General features: G+C 51.2%; 26 protein-coding genes. 20 read left to right on the top strand and 6 right to left on the bottom strand.

Going from position 1 to position 25542, the window contains the following annotated elements:
• Window positions 1-107 precede the first annotated feature (107 nt).
• Window positions 108-1028, top strand: a complete 921-nt coding sequence (locus AC2FNE_RS00795) for a LysR family transcriptional regulator (protein WP_496804588.1) — start codon at window positions 108-110, stop codon at window positions 1026-1028.
• A 40-nt stretch (window positions 1029-1068) separates the two neighbouring features.
• On the opposite strand, the gene AC2FNE_RS00790 is transcribed toward AC2FNE_RS00795, so the two are convergent.
• On the bottom strand, window positions 1069-3006 hold the full coding sequence (locus tag AC2FNE_RS00790; RefSeq protein WP_496804587.1) for an FAD-dependent monooxygenase: 1938 nt from the start codon (window positions 3004-3006) through the stop codon (window positions 1069-1071).
• 137 nt (window positions 3007-3143) lie between these two features.
• Between AC2FNE_RS00790 and AC2FNE_RS00785 the strand changes: the two genes are divergently transcribed.
• The 12 genes from AC2FNE_RS00785 (at window position 3144) to AC2FNE_RS00730 (ending at window position 15100) form a co-directional block, all read left to right on the top strand.
• Window positions 3144-3587 carry a MarR family winged helix-turn-helix transcriptional regulator gene (locus tag AC2FNE_RS00785; protein WP_170604053.1) on the top strand — a complete coding sequence of 148 codons (444 nt, stop codon included), beginning with the start codon at window positions 3144-3146 and terminating at the stop codon, window positions 3585-3587.
• Window positions 3588-3925: 338 nt separating this feature from the next.
• Window positions 3926-4966 carry a TRAP transporter substrate-binding protein gene (locus AC2FNE_RS00780; RefSeq protein WP_170476272.1) on the top strand — a complete coding sequence of 347 codons (1041 nt, stop codon included), beginning with the start codon at window positions 3926-3928 and terminating at the stop codon, window positions 4964-4966.
• A 59-nt stretch (window positions 4967-5025) separates the two neighbouring features.
• Complete coding sequence (locus tag AC2FNE_RS00775) at window positions 5026-5610, top strand: TRAP transporter small permease (RefSeq protein WP_496804586.1); 585 nt, start codon at window positions 5026-5028, stop codon at window positions 5608-5610.
• Window positions 5607-6920, top strand: a complete 1314-nt coding sequence (locus AC2FNE_RS00770) for a TRAP transporter large permease (protein ID WP_170604057.1) — start codon at window positions 5607-5609, stop codon at window positions 6918-6920. Before AC2FNE_RS00775 ends, AC2FNE_RS00770 begins: the two co-directional genes overlap by 4 nt.
• A gap of 90 nt (window positions 6921-7010) precedes the next feature.
• Complete coding sequence (locus AC2FNE_RS00765; RefSeq protein WP_170476278.1) at window positions 7011-7775, top strand: SDR family NAD(P)-dependent oxidoreductase; 765 nt, start codon at window positions 7011-7013, stop codon at window positions 7773-7775.
• A 10-nt stretch (window positions 7776-7785) separates the two neighbouring features.
• On the top strand, window positions 7786-8553 hold the full coding sequence (locus AC2FNE_RS00760; protein WP_170476280.1) for a crotonase/enoyl-CoA hydratase family protein: 768 nt from the start codon (window positions 7786-7788) through the stop codon (window positions 8551-8553).
• A gap of 4 nt (window positions 8554-8557) precedes the next feature.
• Window positions 8558-9040 (top strand): MarR family winged helix-turn-helix transcriptional regulator, encoded by a 483-nt coding sequence (locus AC2FNE_RS00755; protein WP_170476281.1) that lies wholly within the window; start codon window positions 8558-8560, stop codon window positions 9038-9040.
• A 2-nt stretch (window positions 9041-9042) separates the two neighbouring features.
• Window positions 9043-10860: a feruloyl-CoA synthase gene (locus tag AC2FNE_RS00750; protein ID WP_496804585.1), complete on the top strand. Its 1818-nt coding sequence runs from the start codon at window positions 9043-9045 to the stop codon at window positions 10858-10860.
• Window positions 10861-10875: 15 nt separating this feature from the next.
• Complete coding sequence (locus tag AC2FNE_RS00745) at window positions 10876-11751, top strand: amidohydrolase family protein (RefSeq protein WP_170476284.1); 876 nt, start codon at window positions 10876-10878, stop codon at window positions 11749-11751.
• Window positions 11748-12215: a DUF3237 domain-containing protein gene (locus AC2FNE_RS00740; RefSeq protein WP_254442449.1), complete on the top strand. Its 468-nt coding sequence runs from the start codon at window positions 11748-11750 to the stop codon at window positions 12213-12215. Before AC2FNE_RS00745 ends, AC2FNE_RS00740 begins: the two co-directional genes overlap by 4 nt.
• Before the next feature lie 2 nt (window positions 12216-12217).
• On the top strand, window positions 12218-13768 hold the full coding sequence (locus AC2FNE_RS00735; RefSeq protein WP_496804584.1) for an acyl-CoA dehydrogenase family protein: 1551 nt from the start codon (window positions 12218-12220) through the stop codon (window positions 13766-13768).
• A gap of 48 nt (window positions 13769-13816) precedes the next feature.
• On the top strand, window positions 13817-15100 hold the full coding sequence (locus AC2FNE_RS00730; RefSeq protein WP_496804583.1) for a flavin-dependent oxidoreductase: 1284 nt from the start codon (window positions 13817-13819) through the stop codon (window positions 15098-15100).
• On the opposite strand, the gene pcaQ is transcribed toward AC2FNE_RS00730, so the two are convergent.
• Window positions 15097-16017 (bottom strand): pca operon transcription factor PcaQ, encoded by a 921-nt coding sequence (pcaQ, locus tag AC2FNE_RS00725; protein WP_496804582.1) that lies wholly within the window; start codon window positions 16015-16017, stop codon window positions 15097-15099. The two genes, AC2FNE_RS00730 and pcaQ, sit on opposite strands and share 4 nt — an antisense overlap.
• A gap of 100 nt (window positions 16018-16117) precedes the next feature.
• Between pcaQ and pobA the strand changes: the two genes are divergently transcribed.
• Genes pobA through AC2FNE_RS00690 form a run of 7 tightly spaced genes read left to right on the top strand, consistent with a single transcriptional unit; the run spans window position 16118 to window position 21805 of the window.
• On the top strand, window positions 16118-17287 hold the full coding sequence (gene pobA, locus AC2FNE_RS00720; protein WP_496804581.1) for a 4-hydroxybenzoate 3-monooxygenase: 1170 nt from the start codon (window positions 16118-16120) through the stop codon (window positions 17285-17287).
• Window positions 17287-18072, top strand: a complete 786-nt coding sequence (pcaD, locus tag AC2FNE_RS00715; RefSeq protein WP_496804580.1) for a 3-oxoadipate enol-lactonase — start codon at window positions 17287-17289, stop codon at window positions 18070-18072. The genes pobA and pcaD overlap by 1 nt, the downstream gene beginning before the upstream one ends.
• Window positions 18069-18467, top strand: coding sequence for a 4-carboxymuconolactone decarboxylase (gene pcaC, locus AC2FNE_RS00710; RefSeq protein WP_170604073.1), 399 nt, complete (start codon window positions 18069-18071; stop codon window positions 18465-18467). The genes pcaD and pcaC overlap by 4 nt, the downstream gene beginning before the upstream one ends.
• 28 nt (window positions 18468-18495) lie before the next feature.
• A complete protein-coding gene (pcaH, locus tag AC2FNE_RS00705; protein ID WP_170476298.1) occupies window positions 18496-19224 on the top strand; it encodes a protocatechuate 3,4-dioxygenase subunit beta in 729 nt (242 codons plus the stop codon).
• A gap of 3 nt (window positions 19225-19227) precedes the next feature.
• Complete coding sequence (gene pcaG, locus AC2FNE_RS00700) at window positions 19228-19848, top strand: protocatechuate 3,4-dioxygenase subunit alpha (RefSeq protein ID WP_170604077.1); 621 nt, start codon at window positions 19228-19230, stop codon at window positions 19846-19848.
• A gap of 14 nt (window positions 19849-19862) precedes the next feature.
• Window positions 19863-20702, top strand: coding sequence for a 3-oxoadipate:acetyl-CoA acetyltransferase (locus AC2FNE_RS00695; protein WP_496804579.1), 840 nt, complete (start codon window positions 19863-19865; stop codon window positions 20700-20702).
• Between the two features lie 32 nt (window positions 20703-20734).
• Window positions 20735-21805 (top strand): 3-carboxy-cis,cis-muconate cycloisomerase, encoded by a 1071-nt coding sequence (locus tag AC2FNE_RS00690; RefSeq protein ID WP_496804578.1) that lies wholly within the window; start codon window positions 20735-20737, stop codon window positions 21803-21805.
• 83 nt (window positions 21806-21888) lie between these two features.
• On the opposite strand, the gene AC2FNE_RS00685 is transcribed toward AC2FNE_RS00690, so the two are convergent.
• The 4 genes from AC2FNE_RS00685 to AC2FNE_RS00670 form a co-directional block, all read right to left on the bottom strand.
• Window positions 21889-22650: an FkbM family methyltransferase gene (locus AC2FNE_RS00685; protein WP_170604081.1), complete on the bottom strand. Its 762-nt coding sequence runs from the start codon at window positions 22648-22650 to the stop codon at window positions 21889-21891.
• 57 nt (window positions 22651-22707) lie between these two features.
• Window positions 22708-23574, bottom strand: a complete 867-nt coding sequence (locus tag AC2FNE_RS00680; RefSeq protein WP_170604082.1) for a GNAT family N-acetyltransferase — start codon at window positions 23572-23574, stop codon at window positions 22708-22710.
• A complete protein-coding gene (locus tag AC2FNE_RS00675) occupies window positions 23571-24389 on the bottom strand; it encodes a polysaccharide deacetylase family protein (protein WP_496804577.1) in 819 nt (272 codons plus the stop codon). The genes AC2FNE_RS00680 and AC2FNE_RS00675 overlap by 4 nt, the downstream gene beginning before the upstream one ends.
• 160 nt (window positions 24390-24549) lie before the next feature.
• Window positions 24550-25512 (bottom strand): LysR family transcriptional regulator, encoded by a 963-nt coding sequence (locus tag AC2FNE_RS00670; RefSeq protein ID WP_170610331.1) that lies wholly within the window; start codon window positions 25510-25512, stop codon window positions 24550-24552.
• Window positions 25513-25542: the final 30 nt, after the last annotated feature.

The raw sequence follows: 25542 nt of genomic DNA, 5'->3' as shown, positions 1-25542 counted from the left end.
TTGCAGTATTTATGCTGCATTGCAGAAGTACCCGAGCTTGATAGCGCTCACAATTTCTTAAATTGGAACAGGACCCATTCCAATTTGGAACAGGCCAATGGTGTGAAATGGATATATCTGCGCAAATGTTGATCTTTGCGACCGTCGTTGAGCGCGGGAGTATTTCTGCGGCTGCCCGGTCAATGGATCAGACCCCTTCTGCTGTAAGCAAACAAATCGGATTGCTTGAAGATCGCGCCCATTACCGCCTTCTTAACAGAACTCGAACCGGTGTGTCGCCTACGCAAGAAGGTATGGAATTTTACCGAAAATGCAGAGCCATGGCCGACAAATTCAAAGAGGCCGAGGCACTTATATTAAATCAGGATGGAACGCCTCGCGGCAAACTCAAGGTTGTGTCAACCGTTGCATTCGGAAAGTCGCAATTGATCCCTCAACTTCCCAAATTTATGGAAGAAAACCCTGAAGTTGAGGTCGCACTTGACCTGACGGACAGGGAAGTTGATTTGCAAAGTGAAGGATTTGACGCGGCCATATGCTTTGACGAACAACACAAAAGCCCTGACACGATCGTGCGCCGTATTATGGAAAGCCGTCGGGTTTTATGCGCATCACCAAAATACCTAGAGCGCTGCGGAACGCCTTCGAACCTTGAACATTTGGCACAACACAATTGCTTAAGGGTTGCGGGAAGCAAGTTTCGGAATTCTTGGGGGCAAGCAGAGATCGACGGCAACCAGTTATTTGTGGCGCAAGGGAATTTTGAAGGTAACAGTACAGATGTGATATACCGGGCGGCTCTTGCAGGTCTCGGGATCGCCAGACTGCCCTGTTATATGGTTGAGCAAGAATTTAATTCGGGCGAGTTGGTTCAGGTCATGCCCGAATATTCGCCGAACAGTACCGACATTGTCGTAATGTTCGCGGACAAGCGAAATTTGGCGCCAAAAACCCGCGCATTCATAGACTTCTTGGCACGTCAATTTAAAAACTCTTCTAAAGATCTGGCGATTGAAACTTGTCCGTAGGACCTTGTCGTTCATTAGCTGAAGCGGCTTATTCCAGACTTCAATGTTCAGCTTCGCCAACTAATATACCGGCGAAGAAGTCTGTCAAACCAAGATAATCACCCAGACGCAAGACATTGGCAACGTATTGGTCAGGTCTAACGATCACCATGCATCCGATGTCTCGATCAATTCCTCGCATGGTATAGATGTCGTTGCCAGTTTTGTGGTCGACGCAGAAGACCTTTTCGGCGTCGCGCAGACCATACTTGCCTTTTGCTGGCCTTAAGAACGAGGGCATATCCTCGAAGCTTAGCGACCTAAAGTCCTGTTGAAAAATCGCGCGAACGTCAATCAAGCCGTCAATAGCCTCGCCATGACGCCCGAAAAGTTTAATCGGTGAGCTTGGATCGTTCAGAAGAAAATTACATAGGAGATGAATAGAACCATCCCGAGTGCCTATATCGCCCGATCCGGCAAAGGCGTAAATTCTCCAGCGGGCATCTGCCTCGGCAGTATGCCCCAATTGCATAGGCATGGCGTCAGCGAGCCGCACAACTGGAGCGGAGTGAAACCGCTTTCCGATGACCTGCCCCTTGGCCAGATGCTGATAAGTCGGTTCTGCGATCAAGTCGGATGGTTCATAACGAACGGCGAGTCCGCCAGTAAATTCCAGATTTTCAATGAACTGCTTCTGAATCCGGGGCACATCGGTGCCGTCTAGCTCTGCCTCGCTAGGGGGTGCGCTCATGATACGCGCCCATTTATGGTCGGTTTCCACAAGCCGCTTTGCTTCCAACAACCGTTCAGCGGAATAACTGTGCAAAAGGCTTGGCTTTGAACGCCCAGTCAAAACATGTACGAGTTTCCATCCGAGATTGAATGTGTCTCCCATCGACACATTCATTCCCTGCCCCGCTTTTGGGCTATGCGTATGACACGCGTCACCAGCAGTGAAGACACGGGGCGTCCGGGTATCCACTTCATCTGTGGGTACGTCATCGAATTTATCAGTCAGCCTATGTCCGATCTCGTAAACCGACCACCAAACCACCTCTTTGACGTCAATTGAATATGGCAGAATGATCCGATTGGCCGCAGCAATAATGTCGTTGGCGGTTAAGTTTCGGTTTGCGATCCTTTCTGCCGGATTCAATTTGTCCAGCTCGACATACATCCTGAACAGATATCCGCCCTCACGAGGAAGTATCAGAACATTCCCTTCGGCCGAAGATTGAATAAGGCATTTACGTCGAACGTCTGGAAAGTCAGTATTGGCGAGGATGTCCATTACTCCCCAGGCTTGATGGGCTGCATCTCCTTGCAACTTTCCGCCAATGGCTTTGCGCACATTGCTGCGCGCGCCGTCGCAACCGACAACGTAATTGGCGCGCACTTGAATTGGTTCGGCAGCATCCTCATTCTCTTTCACTGGGTCGAGCACTACTGTGACCGGGTGGTCAGCAGTAACAGTGTCAATCGTCAGATCGCGGACGTTAAAACCGTATCTAGGCTCCAACCGCGTTGGCGCATTTCTCATAACATCTAAGAAAAGCTCATGTATCCGAGCTTGATTCATCAGAGTGTGCGGCATTTCGGATTGATCGTCGGCTACATCTTGAACAATGCCTGCCCGTTTTATGTGACCGGGGTTAGCAGGGTTTGGTGCCCAGAATGTTGTTTGGTTTACCCAATAAGCTTCACGCTTGATCTTGTCCGCAAATCCGAATGCTTGAAACATTTCCATCGAACGGACGTTAACCCCGTCAGCTTGCCCTTTTTCCATTGGACCCATCTTTTGATCCACAATTATCGTTGTAAATTCGCTGAACTGTGAAAGTTGTGCCGCAAGGCATAGCCCTGCTGGGCCGCACCCTACGATCAAAACATCAACGGTTTCGGGAAGAACTCTATTCTCGTCATTATTTTTGGACCCGCCGTTATCAGCTGGCTTTATGTCCGGATCACCAGGTCGAAAACCATTTAAGTAATATTGCATGACCACTGCCCAGTTACTGTTTTGCGGGATATGATATTTGTACTTACTATATTGAGGCAAAAAAGGTATGTATACATATTTTTTTATCAAACTATGGTCGATTGTAGCATTAGTGAACCAAAGTGGCGGAGGCTAAGGTGCAAATTTACGGAATGGCGGGTCATCTTATCCGGCGACTCAATCAAATTTCGACGCATGTATTCTCAACCCGAATGATGGAAGCCGGTATTGATCTGACTTCGGTTCAGTTCGCGGCACTGGACGCTATTCGTACCCGCCCGGGAATCGATCAAGCGACGATTGCGACGATGATAGCCTACGACCGGGCGACAATCGGCGGGGTCATAGATAGGCTTGAACAAAAAAAATACGTGACAAGATCGATCAGCAAGCGAGACAGGCGGGCTCGTGAAGTCACACTTTCTGCGGAAGGAGAAAACATCTACGCCAAGGCTTTACCTGTCGTCGTAGCCCTTCAAAACGAAATCTTGCGTGGACTGAGTTCCAGCGAGCGTGAAGCATTTCTCGAATTCGCGACAAAGACTATCGAGGCCAATTCCGATGAAAATCCAAGCGTCTGAGCAATATGTTGCGCCAATGTCTTCAACACTGAAATAGAAAGCAAATCCTAAAAAAAATCGATTTAGTTGCCGATTTCTGAAACTAACGGAGAAGAAAGCTCAATTTACCTCAGCCCAACATAAAGGCAATGTGAGCAAGAGAGAGGAAGAATGATGTCCAAGCCCAGATTGTATGGTGACACGGTCAGGAACCACGAGGTTCGGTCAAGGAACGCAACTCCTAAGTCGAACCACTTGAAACACCACAACAAAATGGCACAAGATCGTTATAGCTTATAACTACAAAGAGATATCACATAGAGAAGGGTGATACTCATAGGTCATTAAGGGAGGAGACCATGACCAACTCGCGCAGAACTTTACTGAAATCCGCCGTCGCGGCGATTGCTTTCGGCGCCATGGCCACCGCAGCTTTCGCAGCCGATGTCACTTTGCGTATGCATCAGTTTTTGCCCGCGCAGGCTAATGTTCCAAAGAACATATTGGACGTCTGGGCTGACAAGATCGAGGCGGAGTCAGATGGCCGTATCGAAATCCAACGCTTTCCAGCCATGCAGCTAGGCGGCAAGCCCCCCGAACTGATCGACCAGGCCATTGACGGGGTTGCAGATATTGTCTGGACTGTATCTGGTTACACACCCGGCCGGTTTCCCCGGACCGAAGTATTTGAACTCCCCTTCACAATGACCAACGCCGAAGCGGTTTCTCGTGCCTATTGGGATTTGGCCGAAGAAACCATGATGGACGACGACTTCAAACAGTTCAAAGTTCTTGGGCTTTGGGTGCACGGCCCCGGCTTGATCCATTCGAAAGATCCTATTGAAAGTATTGAGGATCTTAACGGCGTGAAACTGCGCGCACCGACACGTGTAACCAACGGCTTGTTCAGCTCGTTAGGCGCTACCCCGGTCGGGATGCCAGTACCTGCGGTACCGGAGGCTTTGTCCAAAGGTGTGATCGATGCCACCGTCATTCCATGGGAGGTGACCGGAGCGTTGAAAGTCAATGAATTAGTGGGAAATCACACTACTTTCGGTGACGATTCATTGTATACGACGACTTTCATCTTTGCGATGAACAAAGATCGTTGGGACGCATTGCCGGACGATCTGAAGGCCATAATTGATGCCAATTCCGGTGCAGAGTTCTCTGCTTTTGCGGGAAAGCAAATGCAGGCTGACGACGATGGGCCACACAAACAGGCCATGGAACGCGGCAATAATATAATAACACTAAGCCCTGAACAGGTCGAAGAATGGAAGGCTGCCTCGCAACCCACCACCGATGCTTGGATTGCCGAGATGGACGAAAAAGGTATGGACGGCACGGGCCTTCGAGCTCGCGCTCTTGAGTTAATCTCGCAATACTCAGGTAATTGATCCGATTGCGTCCCCTGCAGACAAGTGCCTGCGGGGGAAGCTGTCTTTTGGAGTAAATAATGCAGAACATGGTGGAACGCACGGCGCGTTACATGGCCATTCTTGGCGGTATTGTGCTGACGCTACTGGTCTTGTTGACAACAATCAGTGTTCTGGGGCGCGGCCTTAACACGTTTGGGCATTCGGACTTTTTGAACGCCCTTTCGGAATCGGCAGCGCAAGCGTTGATTGCAACAGGCGTTGGACCTGTTAACGGTGATTTCGAACTCGTCGAGGCCGGAGTTGCGTTCGCCATATTCTCCTTCTTGCCGATATGTCAGCTCTACGGAGCGCATGCGACAGTCGACGTTTTTACAAACATTCTGCCACCAAAGGCCAACAAAGTGATTGTTACCTTCTGGGAAGTAGTGTTGTCACTTGTGATATTGCTGATTACCTGGAGGCTGTTTGTCGGCCTGCAAGGTAAAATGGACAACGGCGAAACGACCTTTCTGTTACAGTTTCCTGTCTGGTGGGCCTATGGGTTGAGTTTCATAGCCGCGCTAATTGCGTCCTTGGTGGCTGTTTATTGCGCTGTTGCGCAAGTTATTGAACTTGTGACAGGGCGCTTAATCCTGCCGCATCGTGGGGAGGCGGCACATTGACACTACTAGAAATGGGCTACCTGTCATTTCCCATCCTTTTAATCATGATCTTTATGCGCGCACCGATCGGACTTGCGATGCTATTGTGCGGAATTGGCGGGCTGTATTTCGCCATGGGCGGCGCTAACATGTTCATGTCCAAGCTGAAAACTGAAACCTATTCGACTTTTTCCAGTTATTCACTGACCATTATTCCGATGTTTTTACTGATGGGGCAGTTTGCAACTCTGTCAGGTATGTCTTCGGCTCTGTTCAAAGCAGCTGAGAGTTGCCTGGGCCACCGAAAGGGCGGTGTCGCAATGGCAGCCGTGGGTGCCTGCGCTGGTTTCGGTGCAATCTGTGGGTCATCCCTCGCCACTGCCGCTACAATGAGCCGGGTCGCGCTGCCGGAACTACGCCGATATGGTTATTCTGGCGGGTTTTCAACGGCCACGCTGGCCGCTGGGGGTACTTTGGGAATTCTGATTCCACCTTCGGTAATTCTTGTCATTTATGCAATTTTGACAGAACAGAATATTGCAAAACTGTTCTTGGCGGCCTTTATCCCAGGCATCCTCGCGGCGCTTGGGTATATCGTCACAATATCAGTTTATGTTCGTATGTATCCAGACTCCGCTGGTACCCGCGAGGCAGTCCCTTATGCGGAACGTGTTCGCGCGTTGCTGGATGTCTGGCCAGTCCTTTTGGTATTTGGTCTCGTGGTCGGCGGCATTTACTTGGGATGGTTTACGCCGACAGAAGGTGCCGCAGTTGGCGCAGCTGGAACTGGTCTCATCGCTCTGCTTTCGGGTAATCTGAACTGGCAGGTATTCGTTGAAAGTATCATTGCTACCGCCACAAGCACCGCGATGATCTTTTTTATCGTTTTAGGCGCAGGGCTTTATAACAGTTTTCTCGCTCTTACGCAGGTTCCGCAGGAATTATCCAATTGGGTCGTGAGCCTGGGCCTCAGTCCGTGGACAGTATTGTGCCTGATCTTGGTATTCTACTTGATCTTCGGCTGCCTCATGGACAGTCTTTCAATGATCCTGCTGACTATCCCAATCTTCTTTCCCGTGATCAGTACGCTGGACTTTGGGATGAGTCCCGAGCATGTGGCAATCTGGTTTGGCATACTTGTACTTATCGTCGTCGAAGTCGGATTGATCACTCCTCCAGTAGGGATGAACCTGTTCATCATTAACGCAATGGATCGGTCAACGCCGATGGTTGAAACATACAAATCAGTTATGTGGTTCGTGACGTCTGACATCGTTAGGGTCGTAATTCTGGTCCTTTTCCCTGCTATCACGTTATTCCTGATACCTTAGAGCCGGTGCCAGAGGCCGTTCGCGAATGAATTGTGTAAAAATAGATATGGAACATAACAATGACAAACTATATGCAAATCGAGGCCTGCCGTGGAACTAAATAATACCATTGCTTTAGTTACCGGAAGCGCCAGTGGTCTGGGTGCAGCAACGGCGAAACATTTTGCTGCACATGGGGCCAGAGTCGCCGTTTTGGATTTCAATGAAGCCCAGGCCAACGCTGTTGCTGAAGAACTCAAAGGCTTTGCTGTAGCAACAGATGTGAGAGACGAAGCCGCTGTTGCTGAAGCATTCGAATCCGTTTCAAATTTTTTTGGGTCCCCGCCGAGGATCGTAGTCAATTGTGCCGGCGTCGGCATGGCTGCTCGAATAGTTGGTCGGGAAGACAAACTGTCATTTGACGTATTTGAACAGACCCTTCGCGTAAACCTCTTCGGTACATACAACGTGATGAGCCATGCAGCATTGCGAATAGCCAAGCTGAGTTCGCTCGAAGATGGTGAAAGGGGTGTTATCATTAACACTTCTTCAGTCGCATGGGAGGACGGGCAACTTGGGCAGACAGCCTATGCCGCCTCCAAAGGTGCGATCACCGCGATGTCGCTACCCGCCGCACGGGAATTTGCGCAATCAGGTATCCGCGTGATGGCCATTGCGCCAGGATTGTTTAACACCCCTATGATGGAAGGATTGCCGGAAGACGTCGCCGCCAAAATCACAGCAAACATTCCCTTTCCAGCGCGTCTTGGCGAAGCCAACGAGTTCGCCTTGCTTGCCAAACACATTGTGCAAAACCCGTTCCTGAACGGCACGACCATTCGTCTGGACGGTGCTGTACGCCTTCCACCCCGATAAGGAGACCAACATGGACGCCCAAATCCTGAAAGTTGACCGCGAAGGGCCGATCGCAACGCTTACCATGAACCGCCCAGATAAGCGGAATGCGATGTGCGAGGAATTGTTGGTCTCACTGGATAAATATTTTTCAGATCCGCCTAAAGATGTCCGAGTTGTAGTATTGACGGGAACTGCCGGGCACTTTTGCTCGGGGCTTGATTTGTCCGAGCATGTAGACAGGTCCGCTGAAGAAAACCTGCACCATTCGCGTCATTGGCACAGCGTAATGGACAAAATCCAGTTCGGCGGACTAGCCGTGATTTCTGCGATGTTTGGTGCCGTAATCGGCGGTGGGCTGGAGCTTGCTGCTGCCACACATGTGCGTATCGCCGAACCATCAACAATCTTCCAACTTCCCGAAGGCCGCCGCGGGATATTTGTTGGCGGTGGCGCAACGGCGCGGGTTGGACGTTTGCTGGGACCAGACCGAATGACGGAAATGATGCTGACTGGCCGAAAGTACGGCGCGGAAGAAGGCGTGTCCCTTGGCCTTGCCCACTATTCCACGGCTGAAGGTGAGGCAATGGCGCTTGCGCAAAAGCTGGCTGGCAAAATTTCCCGCAACGCCCCTTTGTCCAATTATCTGATGATCCAAGCAATTCCCAGGATCAACGAGATGTCCCACGGCGATGGGTTGTTCACCGAGTCATTGGCCGCAGCTCTTTCACAAACGACAACGGATGCCCAGGAAGGTTTAAGAGCTTTTCTGGAAAAGCGTGCCCCACAGTTCAGGTAGTCAGATGAACACAGAAAAGCAAAACCTTACGAATTCGACGGAAACCCATGCTGTCAGCGACGCCACGTTGCGCGCGTTCATAGGTTACAGAATGAAGCGTGCTTTTAACGTCGTTCGCGACGACCTTACCGCCACGCTTCGGGCGTTTGATCTGCGTATGCTGACCTACACTGCACTGGTTTTGATCGTCGACAACCCAGGCCTGCGACAATCGCAACTGGCAGACGCAATGGACATCGAGCGCCCAAACCTCGTGATCATTATTGACGAGTTGGAACGCAGAGATCTGATAATCCGGGATCGTGTTCCCACCGATCGCCGTGCGTATGCGCTTAAGGCAACTTTGGCGGGTCGGCAACTCTATGAGAGGGCTGTTGCGGCCGTCACTTCGCACGAAGAAAAACTGTTGGCCAACCTCGATCAAGGCACCATCAAAATTGTTTTTGACGCTTTCAGCGTTATCGAGCAAGCAAAGCGGAGGACCTGAAAGTGCGGCGTACCTCTGATTTTCTTGCCCATTCCATTGCTCGGGAAGATCGCGCGGATGGCACTATCCTTCTGCGGTCGAAACACCCTCTGGGACCTGTTGTAAAATCTTCCAGCGACTGGCTTCATAAGTGGGCTGTGAAATCGCCGAACCAAACCTTCGTCGCAGAACGAAGCGGCGCTGGTTGGCGAAAGGAAAACTACGCGGCAACCTTACAAAAAGTGCGAGCCGTTGCCAGCTCGCTGTTGGCAAGAGGAATGGGACCTGAAACCCCAATCCTTATCATGTCGGGCAACGGAATTGATCATGGTATTTTGAGCTTGGCCGCGCAATATGTCGGCGTGCCAACTGCCCCGGTAGCAGAGCAATATTCGTTGATCCGCGGAGCTCATGACCGCCTACGTCATGCCATCGAACTGGTTGGGCCCAAGATGGCCTATGTCTCAGACGCAGAACAATACGGTGAAGCGCTGTCGATTGAGGCCTTGAATTCAGTTGAAGTAATCGCCAGCCGCACAGGAAGCTATTCTGCAGTTACCTCTTTTGAGGATCTCCTGTTTGGTGACAACGGGGTCGATCTGGATGACGCGCATTCCAAGGTCGGACCGGACTCGATCGCCAAAATCCTGATGACCAGCGGATCGACCTCGGCGCCAAAGGGAGTGATCACGACACAGCGAATGATGTGCGCAAACCAAACAATGCTTGCCGATGCGCTGCCATTTCTGCGCGAACGTCCGCCGCGGATCGTTGACTGGCTTCCTTGGAACCACGTTTTTGGCGGATCTCATAATTTCAACATGATGCTCGCAAATGGCGGCAGCTTATTCATTGACGATGGTAAGCCCGTAAAAGGTCTGTTTGAACGTACGTTGGAAAATCTTGCCATGGAAACGGGAACGCTCAGTTTCAATGTGCCGGTTGGGTACGCAATGCTGTTGGGGGCGTTGCAAAGCGACATTGATCTTCGCCAACGCTTCTTCAGGGATCTGGATCTGATCTTTTACGCTGGTGCCTCTTTGCCACAGGACATCTGGTCTGGCTTTGAACAAATGGCGATGGAAATGAAAGGTGAAATCCCCCTGATGACCACCTCGTGGGGGCTGACGGAAACCGCGCCAGCAACAATGATGCAAAGTGAGCCAATCAATCGATCTGGCGTTGTCGGCGTTCCCATGAACGGCGTCACACTCAAACTGATACCCGATGAAGAAATGCGCTGCGAAGTCCGCGTAAAGGGTCCCAACGTTATGCCAGGTTACTTCAAGGATCCCAAAAAAACGGACCAAGCTTTCGATGACGAAGGATTCTTGATTACCGGGGACGCGATGCTGTTCGTTGACCCAAGGGATTTAGACAAGGGCATGATGTTCGATGGCCGCATATCGGAAGACTTCAAACTTCTCACCGGTACCTGGGTGCGGGCTGCGCAGCTTCGTATGGATATGCTGACCTGGCTGGCGCCTATAGCGAACGATATCGTCGTCACCGGCGCAGACAGAAATCAAATTGGTCTCCTAATCTTCCCTGACCAAGAAGAACTAACGTTACAGGGATATGAATTGATTGATGACAACGGTGCTTACCGTTGCGATTTGCTGCAGGGTGAAATCCGCCGCCGTCTGGCGGAACGTGCGAGCAAAGTTTCAGGCAGTTCCACCCGCGTTGCCCGGGCAATTATTCTTAGCAAGCCCGCGTCAATGTCCGACGGTGAAATAACCGCCAAGGGCAATCTCAATTTTCGCAAGGTGCTTACGGAACGTCAGCGATTATTAGAGCGTCTTTATGACGACGCCGACCCCGCAACCATCAATATCTGAGAAAGGAAAAGGCAAATGGTCGATATTTCCAAAGTTCGCGCGATCGACATCCACACTCACGCCGAGGAACCTTGCGGTTGCCACTCAGACGACGGGTACGACGACTTGCAGGCGACAATGGCTAAGTATTTCGGTGCGCCGTGGAGCCATCCTCCGACGGTTCCAGAGACCGCGCAGCATTATCGAGATCAAAACATTGCCGCCGTGATCTTTCCGGTCGATGCCGAGCGCGAAACCGGCTACCGGCGCTATAAGAACGAAGAGGTTGCTGAACTAGCTGCTGATAACGACGATGTGCTTATCCCCTTTGCTTCGATCGACCCGCACAAGGGCAAAATGGGCGCGCGCGAAGCGCGACGCCTCATTCGGGATTTTGGGATAAAGGGGTTCAAATTCCATCCCACGATGCAAGGCTTCTTCCCAAACGACCGAATGGCGTACGAGTTGTACGACGAAATAGCGCAAGCGGGTTGTATTGCGCTTTTTCACACCGGTCAGACGGGTGTCGGTTCAGGTATGCGAGGTGGCAATGGGATGCGGTTGAAATACTCGAACCCAATGTTCATGGACGATGTGGCCGTCGACTTTCCCGACATGAAGATAATACTCGCGCACCCATCGTTTCCTTGGCAGGAAGAGGCGCTTGCCGTAGCTCAACATAAGCCGAATGTTTATATCGACCTTTCGGGTTGGTCGCCCAAATACTTCCCGGAAATTCTGGTCAAATACTGCAACTCGATATTAAGAAAAAAGGTCTTGTTTGGATCGGACTGGCCAATGATCACCCCCGAACGCTGGCTGTCGGATTTTGAAAAGATCAACATTAAGGACGAGCTTCGACCCGATATCATCAAGGGCAATGCCGCCCGACTGCTGGGGCTGGCTGAATGATGTTGCCCCCTACCCCTTCCCTTGCCCTTTCATTCACCCTTCGGATTCAACTCGGGGCTCCGTTGGAACTGGGTCAAGGTCGCGCCGGTCAGCGGCGCATAATACCGATTGTTGGCGGCGAAGCGATCGGACCGGACATCACCGGCGAGGTGATGAACCTCGGCGCCGATTGGCAGACGATATTTACCGACGGAGCAGCCCACTTGGATACACGGTACGCGCTGAAAACCCACGATGGCGTTGTCATCGAGATCGTAAACATTGGAACTCGGCGCGGCCCTCCTCAGATCATGGCTAAGCTGGATACCGGAGAAGACGTTGACCCTAAACTCTACTACATGCGCACAGCGGCACGTCTGGAAACCGGGGATAATCATTATGGCTGGGTAAACCACACATTGTTCGTATGCTCTGGAGTCAGACACTCTTCAGCCGTGGAAGTTGCATATTACCGGGTAACTTGATCATGAAGCCTTTCCAAGCTCCTCTTGAAGACATTTTATTCTCTCTCAACCACATAGCACGGGCGACCGAATTGCCGGATTGGGACCCCGAATTGGCTAGTTCAATAGGCAAACATTTCGCTGTTTTTGCTGAGGCTGAATTTGCACCGTTAGATGAACCCGGCGACATTCAAGGCTGCGTCGTAAAAGACGATAGAGTCTACATGCCCGATGGCTTCGCCGAGGCATACAAATCGTATGCAGAACAAGGTTGGCAGTCGCTCACCATGCCCGAAAAATTCGGCGGGCAAGGCGTAGGCGCGTTGGTTTCCGCGATCACATCCGAAATCTTTTCGGGAGCCAATCACAGCCTTCAGATGGTAACAGGACTTACTCCCGGAGCCGTGCGGACACTTTTGAATTTCGGCAACGCCGAACAGAAATCTCGATTTATTCCTTCGCTGGCATCAGGTGAAGCGTTGGCTACGATGTGTCTGACAGAGCCCGGCGCTGGGTCCGATCTGTCGCGCGTGACTTGCAAGGCACGGCCCAATCGCAACGGCTGGACAATCTCAGGTGAGAAAATCTTTATATCCGGGGGCGATCAGAACTTGAGCGAGCGCATCTATCATTTGGTGCTTGCGCGCACGTCCAGCGGCGGCGTCAAAGGCCTGTCGCTGTTTCTTTGCCCTTGTACGCGCCCTGACGGAACTCGAAACGGAGTTTTCGTGACCCGGATCGAGGAAAAAATGGGCCTGCATGCCTCACCAACGTGTCAATTGACCTTTGAGGAGGCCGAAGCAGAACTATTGGGCAGTGAAGGCCAGGGATTGCAGGCAATGTTCACGATGATGAACCACGCCAGACTGGATGTAGCTCTTCAAGGTGTCGCTCATGCTGCGCGCGCGCATGATATTGCCGAAACCTATGCAAGCCAGCGTGTTCAAGGGCGTGGAGAAAGCGGTAACCCAGTGACATTGAGCCAACACACCGACGTGCGTCGCATGCTGGACGAGATAGACTGGCTGGCGCTAAGCAGTCGCAGCCTTGCACATTTGGCTTACGTAAATTTGGAACACGGTGAGTCACCCGATCTGGTCGAATTCCTGACTCCAGTTGCCAAAGTTTATTGTACCGAAGCGGGTATAAAAGCGTCCGAGTTAGGCATTCAGGTTCTTGGAGGATATGGTTACTTGCGAGAGTACCGATTGGAGCAAACCTATCGGGATGCCAGAGTTACATCAATCTACGAGGGTACAAACGGAATTCACGCTCGCATGCTGGCCACGCGATTGGCGCCAGCGGCGGCAGGTGACGCCTTTGCCGAGTTTGTTGCATTGGAAAATGAAGGGAACTCGTCATGTGAAATCTCTCATGCATTGGATGATTGGCAATCCGCACGCACGCGGCTGGTAAAATCAGACGGAGTTGCATTGGCGAACGAGTTCATGCAAGCAACCATTTCCACAGTCTTGCTTTGTATACGTAACCGAATCCGCCGGGCGGCGAGCCAGCATTCACAGCCGGAAAGAATTACCCGTGTTTGCGATCGGACCGTCAAAAGCACCGTTTAAACAAGATGTAAGAACAAACTCCCACATCCAGAGAAAGAAGAAAGCGATATGGCAGATCAAAGAGTAATGATTGCCGGTGGAGGAATCGGAGGCCTGTCTCTGGCTTTGACGCTGAACCAAATCGGTGTTGACTGTATTGTCTTTGAAAGTGTGGAAAATCTGCGTCCATTAGGCGTGGGGATTAACCTTCAGCCAAACGCTGTGCGCGAGTTGTTCGATCTTGGGTTAACATCAGACGATCTTGATGCATTCGGAGTTCCAGCAAAGGAATGGGCGCTGGTTGGATTGAATGGGCAAGAGATATATTCCGAACCTCGCGGCACGCTGGCTGGCTATGACTGGCCACAATATGCCGTTCATCGAGGGTCATTCCACATGGCGTTGTACCAACGGTTGTTGGAAAGAGCGGGTCCTGATGCCGTTAGGTTAGGCTCGCGGGCAACTGGTTACGAAATTAACCCTGATGGCTCGGTCTCTGTCCTGTTACAGACCGGATCGGGTAAAACGCGCGAAACCGGGACGCTTCTGATCGGCGCAGATGGCATTCATTCATCCATCCGGAGCCAAATGCACCCTTGTCAGCCTCCGATCCATTGGGGCGGCTCAGTGATGTGGCGCGGCACTACGCAAGCAAAGCCAGTCCGCACAGGGTCATCCTTTGTCGGACTCGGGACACACAAGCACAGAATGGTGATGTATCCAATCTCGCACCCCGATCCAAATACTGGTTTGGCACAAGTGAACTGGATTGCCGAAGTTACATACGAAGACCCGAGCGCACATCAGACAACCGGATGGTTTCGACAAGTAGAAACGAACGATTTCGCTCATCACTTTGATGATTGGACCTACGACTGGCTGGATGTACCTGCCCTGATCCGCGGGGCCGAAGTCACGTATGAAAACCCAATGATTGATCGCGAGCCGGTCGAGACTTGGGTCCACGGACCCGTTGCCTTGCTCGGAGACGCCGCCCACGCGATGTATCCAACTGGATCGAACGGTGCCAGCCAGGCTATAATGGACGCTCGTATTTTAGGGTCAATGCTGCTGGAACATGGACTGAGCAACGAAGCATTGACTGCATACGACGCAGCGCTTTGCGGTCCAATTTCTGACCTTGTTTTGCGCAATCGGAACGCCGGACCTTTTGGCCTTTTGAACATCGTCAATGACCGATGCAGCGGAGATTTTGACGATATTGACAATGTTATTTCTCCTGCGGAGCGTTCGGAGTTCATGGCCAAATACAAGGCTGCTGCGGGTTTTGCGCGCGATGCGTTAAACCGGGCCAAGCCAACGATTGCACCGGGTGCTCGATTGAAAAACTAGGATAGTAGGCTAAGCTTTTTGAGCGCGTTGTTGACAGCCAAGCCGAAGACTCGGGCCTGCGGTGACAGAATTTCATCGGGTCTGTGCATTAATCCGACAGGTCCACGTGTAATCGTAGTATCGAAAGGTAAGGCCTCCATCCGCTCATCCGCTATTTCGTTGGCAACCACGCCCTCCGAGATGATCCAGATTGCGTCAGATTGTCTGGTAAAAACCCGACCAAACGCGCCAGAAACTGTTTCCAGCTTGCGTTCGATTTCTCCGACGCCATGCGCAATAAGATATCGGTCGACCAATGGCCGAATTGCCGAACCTTTTGGTGGATAAATCACTGGCCATTCACCAATACGCTGAAGGTCCGGCCTTTGCAGAAGTGGATGCCCAGCGCGCACGACAAATTCGACCCGCTCTTCGTAAAGCTGCGTGAACGAAATTCCTTGCATGGTGTCCGGCTGCCCAAGCCGACCGATCACAAGGTCCAGATCACCAAGGCGCAGGCGCTCGACAAGATAGCCATGCGGCCCGTCAATAATACGTAAGCTGGTATTGGGGTTAAGTTCCATGAACTCTGTGAAAACGGTTGGCATCAGCCTTGCAGCAACCGATGGCAAGGCTCCGACAGACAACCGGATCTTACCTTGTGCCCCGACCTGCTCGACGCCAGTCAAACCTTGCTGAATGGCAGCCAGAGACATTTCAGCAAAATGCAGAAACACCTCTCCTTGTTTGGTTAATGATACGCCGGCACGATTTCGCACCAAAAGCGTCGCCTCCATAATCTCCTCAAGCTCTTTCAGTGTCTTTGAGATAGCCGGCTGTGTCAGATACAATTTTTCTGCCGCAACTTTCAAACTCCGCTCGCGACAGATTTCGACGAAGCTCTGAATGTGTCGGAATTTAATACGGCGGTCGATCATTTACTTGCCAATTAAGGAAATTATTTCGGACGTATTATCATTTTACTTCACCATTTCATGCAATCAATATGTGTAGTGAAAAACATGGGAGGAGACATCTATGCGTACGCAGGTCGCAATTGTCGGCGGTGGCCCATCTGGTTTGTTGCTAAGCCATCTTCTCCACCGCAATGGTATCGATACCATTGTTCTGGAACGTAAAACGAAAGAATACGTGTTAAGTAGAATTCGCGCAGGGGTCTTGGAAACTGGCTTTGTGGACCTAATGCGAGAAGCCAAAGTGGCAGATCGCATGGACAAAGAGTGCATGATCCATGATGGCACGGTGATTTCATATGGGAACAGCCAATTTCGAATTGATTTCAAAGAACTCACCGGCAGTCATGTTGTGGTATACGGCCAAACCGAAGTTACTCGGGACTTGTATGAAGCCCGCGATGCGATGGACGGAAAGATTGTCTTTAATACCGAAGGTGTCACAATCCACGATGCGGACACTGTAACACCATACGTCACTTACAACGTAAGTGGTGCCGAACGCCGTATCGACTGCGACTTTGTGGCGGGATGCGACGGATTCCACGGGGTCAGTCGAAACACGATTCCCTTGTCGGTTCGCCGAGAGTACGAAAAACTATACCCATTTGGCTGGCTGGGGATTTTATCCGAAACACCGCCGGTTCATGATGAGCTCATTTACTCCGGCTCTGATCGAGGTTTTGCCTTATGTTCTATGCGCAATCAAAATCTAAGCCGATACTACATCCAGTGTCCTCTGTCAGATACGCCGAACGATTGGACCGACGCAGCTTTTTGGCAAGAACTCAAGCGCCGCATTCCTGAAGAATTTGCTGAAAAGTTGATAAGTGGACCATCCATTGAAAAATCTATCGCGCCACTTCGGTCTTTCGTAACGGAACCGATGCGCTGGGGTCGCTTATTTCTTTGCGGTGATGCGGCCCATATTGTTCCTCCCACTGGGGCCAAGGGATTGAACACTGCGGCCAGCGATGTCCATTATCTGAATAATGGTCTGTTACAGTTCTACCAAGAAGGTAACAGTGAGGGGATCGACCGATACTCGGAAAAGGCCCTGGCCCGCATCTGGAAAGCCGAGCGTTTCAGTTGGGCCGCAACCAAACTCCTGCATAATTTCCCGGACCAAAATGCCTTTGACCTAAAGATCCAGCAAGCGGATGTGGACTTTCTAAGTGACAACCGCGAGGCGCAATCAGTTTTTGCCCAAAACTATGTGGGACTGCCCTACTGATGCGAATGGCCGATTTAAAAAGTGTCCAATTGCATTGGCGTGAGGACGGCAGCCATGATGGGCATGTGGTTGTATTCGCTAATTCTTTAGGAACCGATCTGCGCCTTTGGGACAAGATTATTCCCTTATTGCCTATAGATTATCGGCTGATCCGGTTTGACTTACGCGGACACGGTCTGTCCTCTTGTCCATCCGGCCCCTACTCAATCGACGAACTGGTATCCGATACCGAAGACTTGATGGATCATCTCGATGTTTCGTCGTGTGTATTTGTAGGCCTTTCAATCGGAGGAATGATTGGACAGGCATTGGCCGCACGCCGCCCGGATCTGATAAAATCTATGGTCCTTTCCAACACTGCTGCCCAAATGGGGGGTGCAAAACTATGGCAGGATCGCGTCAAGGCGATCAGGTCGAGTGGAATAGAAGGCCTGTCAGAACAAATTCTTGATCGTTGGTTTGGCCCGGACTTTCGCGATCATCGCGAAGTTAACGCTTGGCGAAATATGCTAACTCGCACGCCGGTCGAGGGCTACGTCGGCTGTTGTCTGGCTATTGCCGAAGCCGACCTAAGCTTCACGACCCCAACTTTGCGCCTGCCCACGCTTGGGATCGCGGGCACAATGGACGGCGCCAGCCCACCTGACTTGGTTCGGCACACAATTAATATGATCCCCAACGCCCGGTTTGAATTGATCGAAGGGGCGGGACATCTGCCCTGCGTCGAGAAACCCGCCCAGTATGCCGATCTTTTAACCGAGTTCCTGAAGGAGATATTTAGATGAGCGATCGATTCGAGACCGGCGCCCGTGTCCGCCGAAATATCCTCGGCGACGAACATGTAGACCGCGCCGAAAGCAACAAAACCGCTTTTGATGCTCCATTCCAGACACTGATTACCGAAAGCGCTTGGGGGACAGTCTGGGCCTCGGATGGGATAAGCGACAGGGAACGTTCAATGCTGACACTTGCTCTGTTGGCCGCGTTGGGCAACTTTGAGGAAATACCAATGCATATCCGCGCCACAGAACGAACCGGAACCAGCAAATCGGATGTTTTGGAAACTTTCCAACACGTAGCAATTTATGCGGGCGTTCCCCGAGCCAACCACGCGTTGAAACTGGCCAAAGATACCTACGCGGAAATGGAAACAGAACAAAGGTCGCAAGCGTCCCGATGATCCCGAATACTAAAAGGAGAACCGCCCAATGACAAAAAACGGCGAATTCTACCAGCGAGACCGAACTTGGCACCCGCCTGCGGTAACACCTGATTACAAAACCAGCGTCACCCGATCGCCGCAGTACTCGCTAATTTCTCTGCAAAACTCAGTCAGTGAAGTTACGGGACCAGTATTCGGCCACAACGACATCCATGCACTGGATAACGACCTAATACACAACTACGCCCAAGCCGGAGATGCGGCAATCGGTGAAAGGATCATCCTGCATGGCCGGGTTTTAGATGAAAACCACAGGCCAATTCCGAATACGCTGGTGGAAGTTTGGCAAGCAAATGCAGGTGGTCGCTATCGCCACAAGAAGGATACTTATCTCGCCCCGATAGACCCCAACTTCGGGGGCTGTGGGCGCACTCTGACAGACGAGAGTGGATATTATTTTTTCCGTACGATAAAGCCCGGCGCGTACCCATGGCGTAACTGGGTTAACAACTGGCGACCCGCGCATATTCACGTGTCGATCTTTGGGACAGCATTCGCGCAAAGGCTGATAACGCAATGTTATTTCGAAGGTGATCCCCTTATTGATAAGTGCCCCATCGTTCACACAATCCCGGACGCTCAGGCCCGCGCACAGCTTGTCGCAGCGCTCGACATGAACGCTTCTGTTCCACTGGACAGCATCGCCTACAAGTTTGATATTGTACTACGGGGCCGACGCTCGACCCTGTTTGAAAACCGGCTGGAAGGGAACTGATCCATGATCCAGAAATTGGATTATCTGAAGGAAACACCGTCCCAGACCGCCGGGCCTTACGTCCACATTGGCCTTGCTCCAGGTGCAGCTGGTTTTGACATCTATGAGAAGGAATTAGGTTGGGATATAGCGGGACCAAATGCAAATGGTGAACGTATTCGCATCGAGGGCGTCGTTATCGACGGTACAGGGTCGCCAATCAAAGATGTCATGCTTGAGGCGTGGCAGGCCAATTCGGAAGGGCACTATGCTCATCCTGAAGAGGGTGGAACTGTCGAAGACGGTTTCAAAGGTTGGGGCCGCGTGATTACCGACTTCGAAACAGGTGAATGGGCATTTGACACAATCAAACCGGGTCGCACGCGCGGCCGCGATGTGGGCCAACAAGCACCCCACATCAACCTGTGGATCGTTGCCCGTGGTATCAACGTTGGCTTGAACACCCGCCTGTACTTTGACGACGAAACAGAGGCTAACGCTGTTGACCCTGTATTGAATCTAATTGAGTGGGAAACGCGACGAAGCACACTTCTTGCAAAGCGCAATGATCGCGACGGGCATGTCGTGTATCGTTTCGACATCAAGTTGCAAGGCCACAATGAAACAGTCTTTTTCGACATCTGATCCAGAATAGTAAAATGAAAAAACCATGCATAATCTGCTGCGCAATCACCGGATCCGTGGCGCGGAAAGAAAACAATCCCGCAGTGCCAATTACAGTTCAGGAACAGGTTGAAAGCACTCACGAAGCGTTTGAGGAAGGTGCCAGCATCGTACACGCCCACGTGCGCAACGACGACCAGACGCCCAGTTCAGATCCGGAACGCTTTGCACGTCTTAAGGAGGGCATTGAGAAGCACTGCCCTGGAATTATTATACAATTCTCGACCGGTGGACGCTCTGGCGCGGGGAAAGAACGCGGAGGCATGCTACCATTATCGCCCGATATGGCGTCTCTTTCCGTGGGCTCCAACAATTTTCCAACCAGAGTGTACGAAAACCCGCCGGATCTTGTCGATTGGCTGGCCGAAGTCATGCGCCAATACAACGTAACGCCAGAAGTAGAGGCATTTGACCTCAGCCACATTTTCCAAGCAATTCGCATGCATCAGCAAGGAAAGCTTTTTGGCAAACTGTATGTTCAGTTCGTGATGGGCGTCAAAAACGCAATGCCCGTCGATCGAGAAGTTTTCGATTTCTACAAAAAGATGATGCAGGAACGCGCACCAGATGCGGAATGGTGTGCGGCAGGTATCGGAGCGAACCAGATCGTGGTGAACGAATGGGCAATCGCTGCAGGCGGTCATACCCGCACGGGACTAGAGGATAACGTGCGTCTAGATCGCGAAACATTGGCTCCGTCGAACACGGCCCTTGTCCGTCGGGCCGTTGAACTGTGTGAAAAACATGAACGCCCGGTGGCGACGTGGCGACAAGCAAGGGAATTACTGGGGTTGAAGTCCCCAGATGTCGTGTAATCATTGCGGCGCGTAACGGCGGCGAGAAATTAATGGCAGATGTTTTCACCCATCCTTGGCTTGGTGGATTATTCGGAGATAGTGAAACTGAGGCCCTGCTTTCGGCGGAAGCGACGTTGAAACGTTTGCTTGCTGTCGAGGCCGCCTATTCCCGCGCTCTGGGCGTCGTTGGAGTTGTGGACAAAAACACCGCCAACGAAACTGCTGAACATATTCTGCAGTTTTCTCCAGATATGGCTGAACTTCGTCGAGGCACGGCCGAAGACGGCGTCGTTGTCCCAGCTTTGGTAACTGCACTTCGTACTGGCCTGCCACAGCGGCGTGAAAAGGCACTACACATCGGACTGACGTCTCAGGATGTGATCGACACAGCCACGGTAATGATGTTCAAGCAGGTTTGCGACCTGTTTGCAAAACGGCTTGAGGCAGTAACAGGGACACTCGCAGCCCTCAATGAAATACATGGAAATAAATGGATAATGGGGCGAACCAGAATGCAAGCAGCTCTGCCCATTGCAGTTTCCGACAGGTTGAGCATTTGGACGCGCCCGCTTGCAGAGCTTCTCGAACGCTTGCACCAGCAGCAAGCTTGTCTTTTCCGCCTACAGCTCGGGGGTCCGGTCGGCACCCGCGATTCAATAGGTGCGAATGCAAATGAAATTGCTGACCAAATGGCCGATGAACTGGGCCTTATCAATTCAGGTGTTTGTTGGCACACTAATCGCAGCGCTTTTGCGGATTTCGCCAATTGGCTTTCCCTTGTGACCGGAGCGCTAGGAAAAATTGGACAGGACGTCGCGCTCATGACGCAACAGGGTGTGGACGAAATGCGCCTCAGCGGGGGCGGTCGGTCTTCAGCCATGCCGCACAAACAAAACCCGATCCTTGCCGAGCTGCTGGTCACGCTTGCGCGCTATAATGCGACTTTGGTTTCGGGTATGCATCACGCAGTCGTGCATGAGCAAGAACGCTCAGGAACTGCATGGACGCTTGAATGGATCATTCTTCCCCAACAAATAATGACGACCGGACGCGCGTTGGTCGCTTCAAACACCTTTCTTGAACAGATAGAAACTATCGGAAGCGATGCCCCAATCGCCTAATTTGAGGAAATTAAACTTGGAATGTTGCGGCGAAAACTGAATGCAGAAACTGCTTAATTTGGACAGTCTAGATCCCCAACAAGCTATGGTTCAAACAGAATACTCGGGAATTGCTCGGATACACGCTTTGATAGGAGCGCTTCAGATACGTCATGGTCAACGCCATCCAACGTGCAGTTTTTGTAAAAGGCCAGGCTATCAGCCAGCGATTGCGTGGCGGCACTTTTTTCGCTCTCATTAAGAAAAGGGACGTGCGTCGAAAGATAAAAAGCTGGTTTTTGCACTTTCAACCAAGGTTGAAGGGCCGGTACCAACGAAAACTCTGCTCCTTCAACGTCCATTTTTACCAATGAAACATCACTCAAATCGACTTTTTCACTGAACTGCTCCCAAGCCAAGCTAACAACATCTGTCCCGTTTTCATTTGCCGCCAAAACAGACGTCATAGAATCTCCTGGTTCGCCGCCCAGGCTGGACATGCGTAGAATCCCGGTTGAGTTCCAAAGAGCCACACCAAAAGCCGTTACATTACGAATATTGTTCAATTCGAGGTTCCAGTTAAGAAACCTGTAGGCGACCGGGTCCGGCTCGAAACACCAAACATGGCGCGCCCGGCGAGACGCGTACAACACCGTTGCGCCAGCCCACGCCCCTACATCGATATAGTCGCAGTCAGGCGAAAGATATCGATCCAAAACCTCAAAGGTTTCAGGTTCCCAAAGGCCAGAAGATGCTTTTTTCCAGAACTTGGAATGGTAAGGGTCAAGGCGAAAAGGTTCGCCGTTGAGAGTTCCATTGAAATACCCGCGCGCGCGGTAGAACATTTTTTGCGCGTTTGTGATCACGAGTTGTCTCCGGTCATTATTCGTTCTGTTTTGCCGTTATTGGCAGGATGAAGATCTTTAATCGAGCTTTAAAGACAGTAACTGCAACTCTGTGTAGAGGTGATCGACTGCACTTCCAGACAAACTGGGAGACTTTACAAAGCGTGGAGCTGGCAGCGTGATTTGCGTGCCAGAAGCGGGGTCTTTTCCACAAAAGCGCCTGTCCGCAGACAAGACCGCATCGTTCGAAGGCAGCAAAATATTTGCGATCTGCTGTCCAAATTCAGCCAAAAACCCAGATCGGGCATCTCGGGTGTAAAGAACATCCAACCAAGGTTGGTCGTCGCCTTTTACAGTACTTGCGAACACGATCAGCGTTTCAAAGTCGCCTTTGCGAAATACTATGGGCACCACTCCAAACGGCAATAAATCTTGAAGAATATCCTGCTCTTGCTCCGTGGATCGAGACAGAATTTCCTCGATTTCAGAAATAGCTTCAATGTTGTCTGTGCTTTGCGCGTTTCGCTGCCAATCCCACCGGAAGTCATCCAAAGATTCAAAACCAGCCGCCCGCAGAACACCCATTGTTCTTGGATTGCTTGTGCTTGTCATACTGGTGAAATGACGCTCAGGGTCAGAGGTCGCTTCGGCCATCAGTCGCAGACCAGCGCCATTACCCCGATGATCTTTTTCAAGGTACCACGCGCACATGTTTGTGATGCCCAAGCGATTCCCATCAACAATTCGGTCGGAATGAATCGCGCCAACATAGCCGACAATACGCTGGTCGACCTCGGCAACATATCCGTAATTCGGCTTGCGCATCCCCCAGTCGTACTCAAATATTCTGCGCCAGCGTTCAGGAGAAATCTTTCGGCTCATCTTTCCGTGTAAAAGCTCGATGGCTGGTGCAATGTCACTTTGCACTGCTGGTCTTATGATCATGGTAAAAATGCTTCTTTAGGCGACACAAAATATGCTGCCGAGTGTTCGTGAAGAACTGACAATAATTTCTCGCTGAAATCCCAGATTGCATCATCATGAACGGCGTGATGAGTGATGAAACCCGTAGGCTCTTCGGAATCGACCAGACCCTTGCGTCTTGCGCTCAGATGGTCAGTCAAAAATGAAATCGATTTTTCCGTGCCTGTAAAATGCGCTCCGCCTTTCCACTTGATTGGATCGCAATGCACATTCACAAGGTTAAGACCCGGTGCAGCCTCCTTTGCGTGCCGTGCTTCGCCAGTCGATAATCCGACAAAACCCAAGCCTGCAAGATGTTCGACAATCAGGGGATCAATTCGATTCCATGGTGGAACCGCAACCGGCACAAAACGATCTTCTTGAAAAAGGCCGCGCAGCAAAGACTTCCCTTTCTCAAGTTCGGCCAACACTACACCCAACGGTCGTTGTAACCCGAGTTCCCAAGCTCCTTGAACATTCATTCCCGAAGCGTGATTTGTGTGAGCATATCCATGTTGGAGAACGTAAGCGTACTCGTTCAAGTGGACAGCTTCCGCCAACTGACTATCAGCGTAAGCTGGAATTACTGCTAACCCGATCGGAGCTTCGTAGTTTTCGGAAAGGGCTAAGAGCCTTGAAAGCTGTGGCCCAGTCGTAGTCGCGTCGTCATCGCGCCACCAGAAAGAGGCTTTCTTCCCTTGCTTGGCCCAATTGTTCAGTTCGTTCCTTAAACTTTCCCAAGCCACGTTCTCAGGCCCGACCTTGGAAAAGCTCTCAACACTTTCCATCCGCTCCATTAACCTTCCTATCTCAACGCTGGCGGATCTTCTGAAAATCACAACAGCTACTTTAGCTATACCTATTGAACCGACTAAGAATAGGGAAGCGTCAGAAGCGTTTTGAAAAGAACCGCAGTCCGACGCAGTGTTGTCATGGTGTGCCAAGCGTCAACGAGCGTTAAGGTTCCTGCCTGTGGAACAAAACTTCGGATCGAGGATTCGCACCAACATCGTTCAACATTTTCAACACCTCTTCTTTCCATCCAGCCTTGATCTTGAGCGCCAATTGCGAAGGTGGCCGATGATCAGGTACCAAGATTGCGTACTCGTATCTAAGCGGTTTCTTAAATGGTACGAACACCACCCTTCCGTTGGAAAGGTTCAATTCCTGTTCGGTAGCGACCGTCAAAGGATCCACGATAGTGCAACACTGGCCAGAGCTGACAAAGGGGATGAGCGGAAGGAAGTACTGGCACGTGACGCTTGGACTATACGTTGATGAGACGGCTTGAAATTCCGCCCTTATTTTTCTTTGAAAGGGATGCGTTGCATGCAATCCCCCCATTGGTATTCTGTCCAGATCTGAAATCGATATACCGCTTTTCGCGGCCAGAGGGTTGTCTCGATCAAGGGCGCAAAAGCAATCCCCATAAATTATTTCAGCAGAAAACTGGGATTGCCTGCCAGTAGAAAATTCGAAATCCGCAAAACCAAAATCAATGTTTTGAGTACCCGCCAATTCCACGATTTGTGGCGAACTGCGTGTGGAAAGCGTAATTTCAATATCCGGATTCTCACCAACTGAGTTGCTGATGTATCGAGGGAAAAGATAAGCTGAAGGTCCCGGCATGGTGGCTATGTTTAAACTGCCACTGCTGGCTTTGACCAACCCTTCCATAGTTCTGGAAATGGTTGAAATGCGGTCCAGGATACCCGTGGTTTCGGCCAGCAGATAATGCGCCTCAGGAACCGGGACGAGCCGGCGCCCCCGGCGCTCAAATAGCGTCAGCCCAAGCTTTTTTTCAAGGTTCTTGATGGCGAGACTGATAGCTGGCTGAGTACGATTCAGCTTCTTTGCGGTCTGAGAGATGGAACCTGTTTCCATCACCTCGCGAAAGACTGTGAGCTGCGTAAGATTCATTTCTTGTATATAAGTGAAATCTCAGTTTTG

It is taken from the genome of Ruegeria sp. YKSD179 (assembly GCF_059612885.1).
This window is presented reverse-complemented; position numbering and strand designations above follow the sequence as displayed.

Coding starts and splice junctions, on each gene's coding strand:
- AC2FNE_RS00795 (WP_496804588.1), top strand. CDS start 108: ATGGATATATCTGCGCAAATGTTGATCTTTGCGACCGTCGTTGAGCGC.
- AC2FNE_RS00790 (WP_496804587.1), bottom strand. CDS start 3,006: ATGCAATATTACTTAAATGGTTTTCGACCTGGTGATCCGGACATAAAG.
- AC2FNE_RS00780 (WP_170476272.1), top strand. CDS start 3,926: ATGACCAACTCGCGCAGAACTTTACTGAAATCCGCCGTCGCGGCGATT.
- AC2FNE_RS00775 (WP_496804586.1), top strand. CDS start 5,026: ATGCAGAACATGGTGGAACGCACGGCGCGTTACATGGCCATTCTTGGC.
- AC2FNE_RS00760 (WP_170476280.1), top strand. CDS start 7,786: ATGGACGCCCAAATCCTGAAAGTTGACCGCGAAGGGCCGATCGCAACG.
- AC2FNE_RS00755 (WP_170476281.1), top strand. CDS start 8,558: ATGAACACAGAAAAGCAAAACCTTACGAATTCGACGGAAACCCATGCT.
- AC2FNE_RS00745 (WP_170476284.1), top strand. CDS start 10,876: ATGGTCGATATTTCCAAAGTTCGCGCGATCGACATCCACACTCACGCC.
- AC2FNE_RS00740 (WP_254442449.1), top strand. CDS start 11,748: ATGATGTTGCCCCCTACCCCTTCCCTTGCCCTTTCATTCACCCTTCGG.
- AC2FNE_RS00735 (WP_496804584.1), top strand. CDS start 12,218: ATGAAGCCTTTCCAAGCTCCTCTTGAAGACATTTTATTCTCTCTCAAC.
- AC2FNE_RS00730 (WP_496804583.1), top strand. CDS start 13,817: ATGGCAGATCAAAGAGTAATGATTGCCGGTGGAGGAATCGGAGGCCTG.
- pcaQ (WP_496804582.1), bottom strand. CDS start 16,017: ATGATCGACCGCCGTATTAAATTCCGACACATTCAGAGCTTCGTCGAA.
- pobA (WP_496804581.1), top strand. CDS start 16,118: ATGCGTACGCAGGTCGCAATTGTCGGCGGTGGCCCATCTGGTTTGTTG.
- pcaD (WP_496804580.1), top strand. CDS start 17,287: ATGCGAATGGCCGATTTAAAAAGTGTCCAATTGCATTGGCGTGAGGAC.
- pcaC (WP_170604073.1), top strand. CDS start 18,069: ATGAGCGATCGATTCGAGACCGGCGCCCGTGTCCGCCGAAATATCCTC.
- pcaH (WP_170476298.1), top strand. CDS start 18,496: ATGACAAAAAACGGCGAATTCTACCAGCGAGACCGAACTTGGCACCCG.
- pcaG (WP_170604077.1), top strand. CDS start 19,228: ATGATCCAGAAATTGGATTATCTGAAGGAAACACCGTCCCAGACCGCC.
- AC2FNE_RS00695 (WP_496804579.1), top strand. CDS start 19,863: ATGAAAAAACCATGCATAATCTGCTGCGCAATCACCGGATCCGTGGCG.
- AC2FNE_RS00690 (WP_496804578.1), top strand. CDS start 20,735: ATGGCAGATGTTTTCACCCATCCTTGGCTTGGTGGATTATTCGGAGAT.
- AC2FNE_RS00680 (WP_170604082.1), bottom strand. CDS start 23,574: ATGATCATAAGACCAGCAGTGCAAAGTGACATTGCACCAGCCATCGAG.
- AC2FNE_RS00675 (WP_496804577.1), bottom strand. CDS start 24,389: ATGGAGCGGATGGAAAGTGTTGAGAGCTTTTCCAAGGTCGGGCCTGAG.
- AC2FNE_RS00670 (WP_170610331.1), bottom strand. CDS start 25,512: ATGAATCTTACGCAGCTCACAGTCTTTCGCGAGGTGATGGAAACAGGT.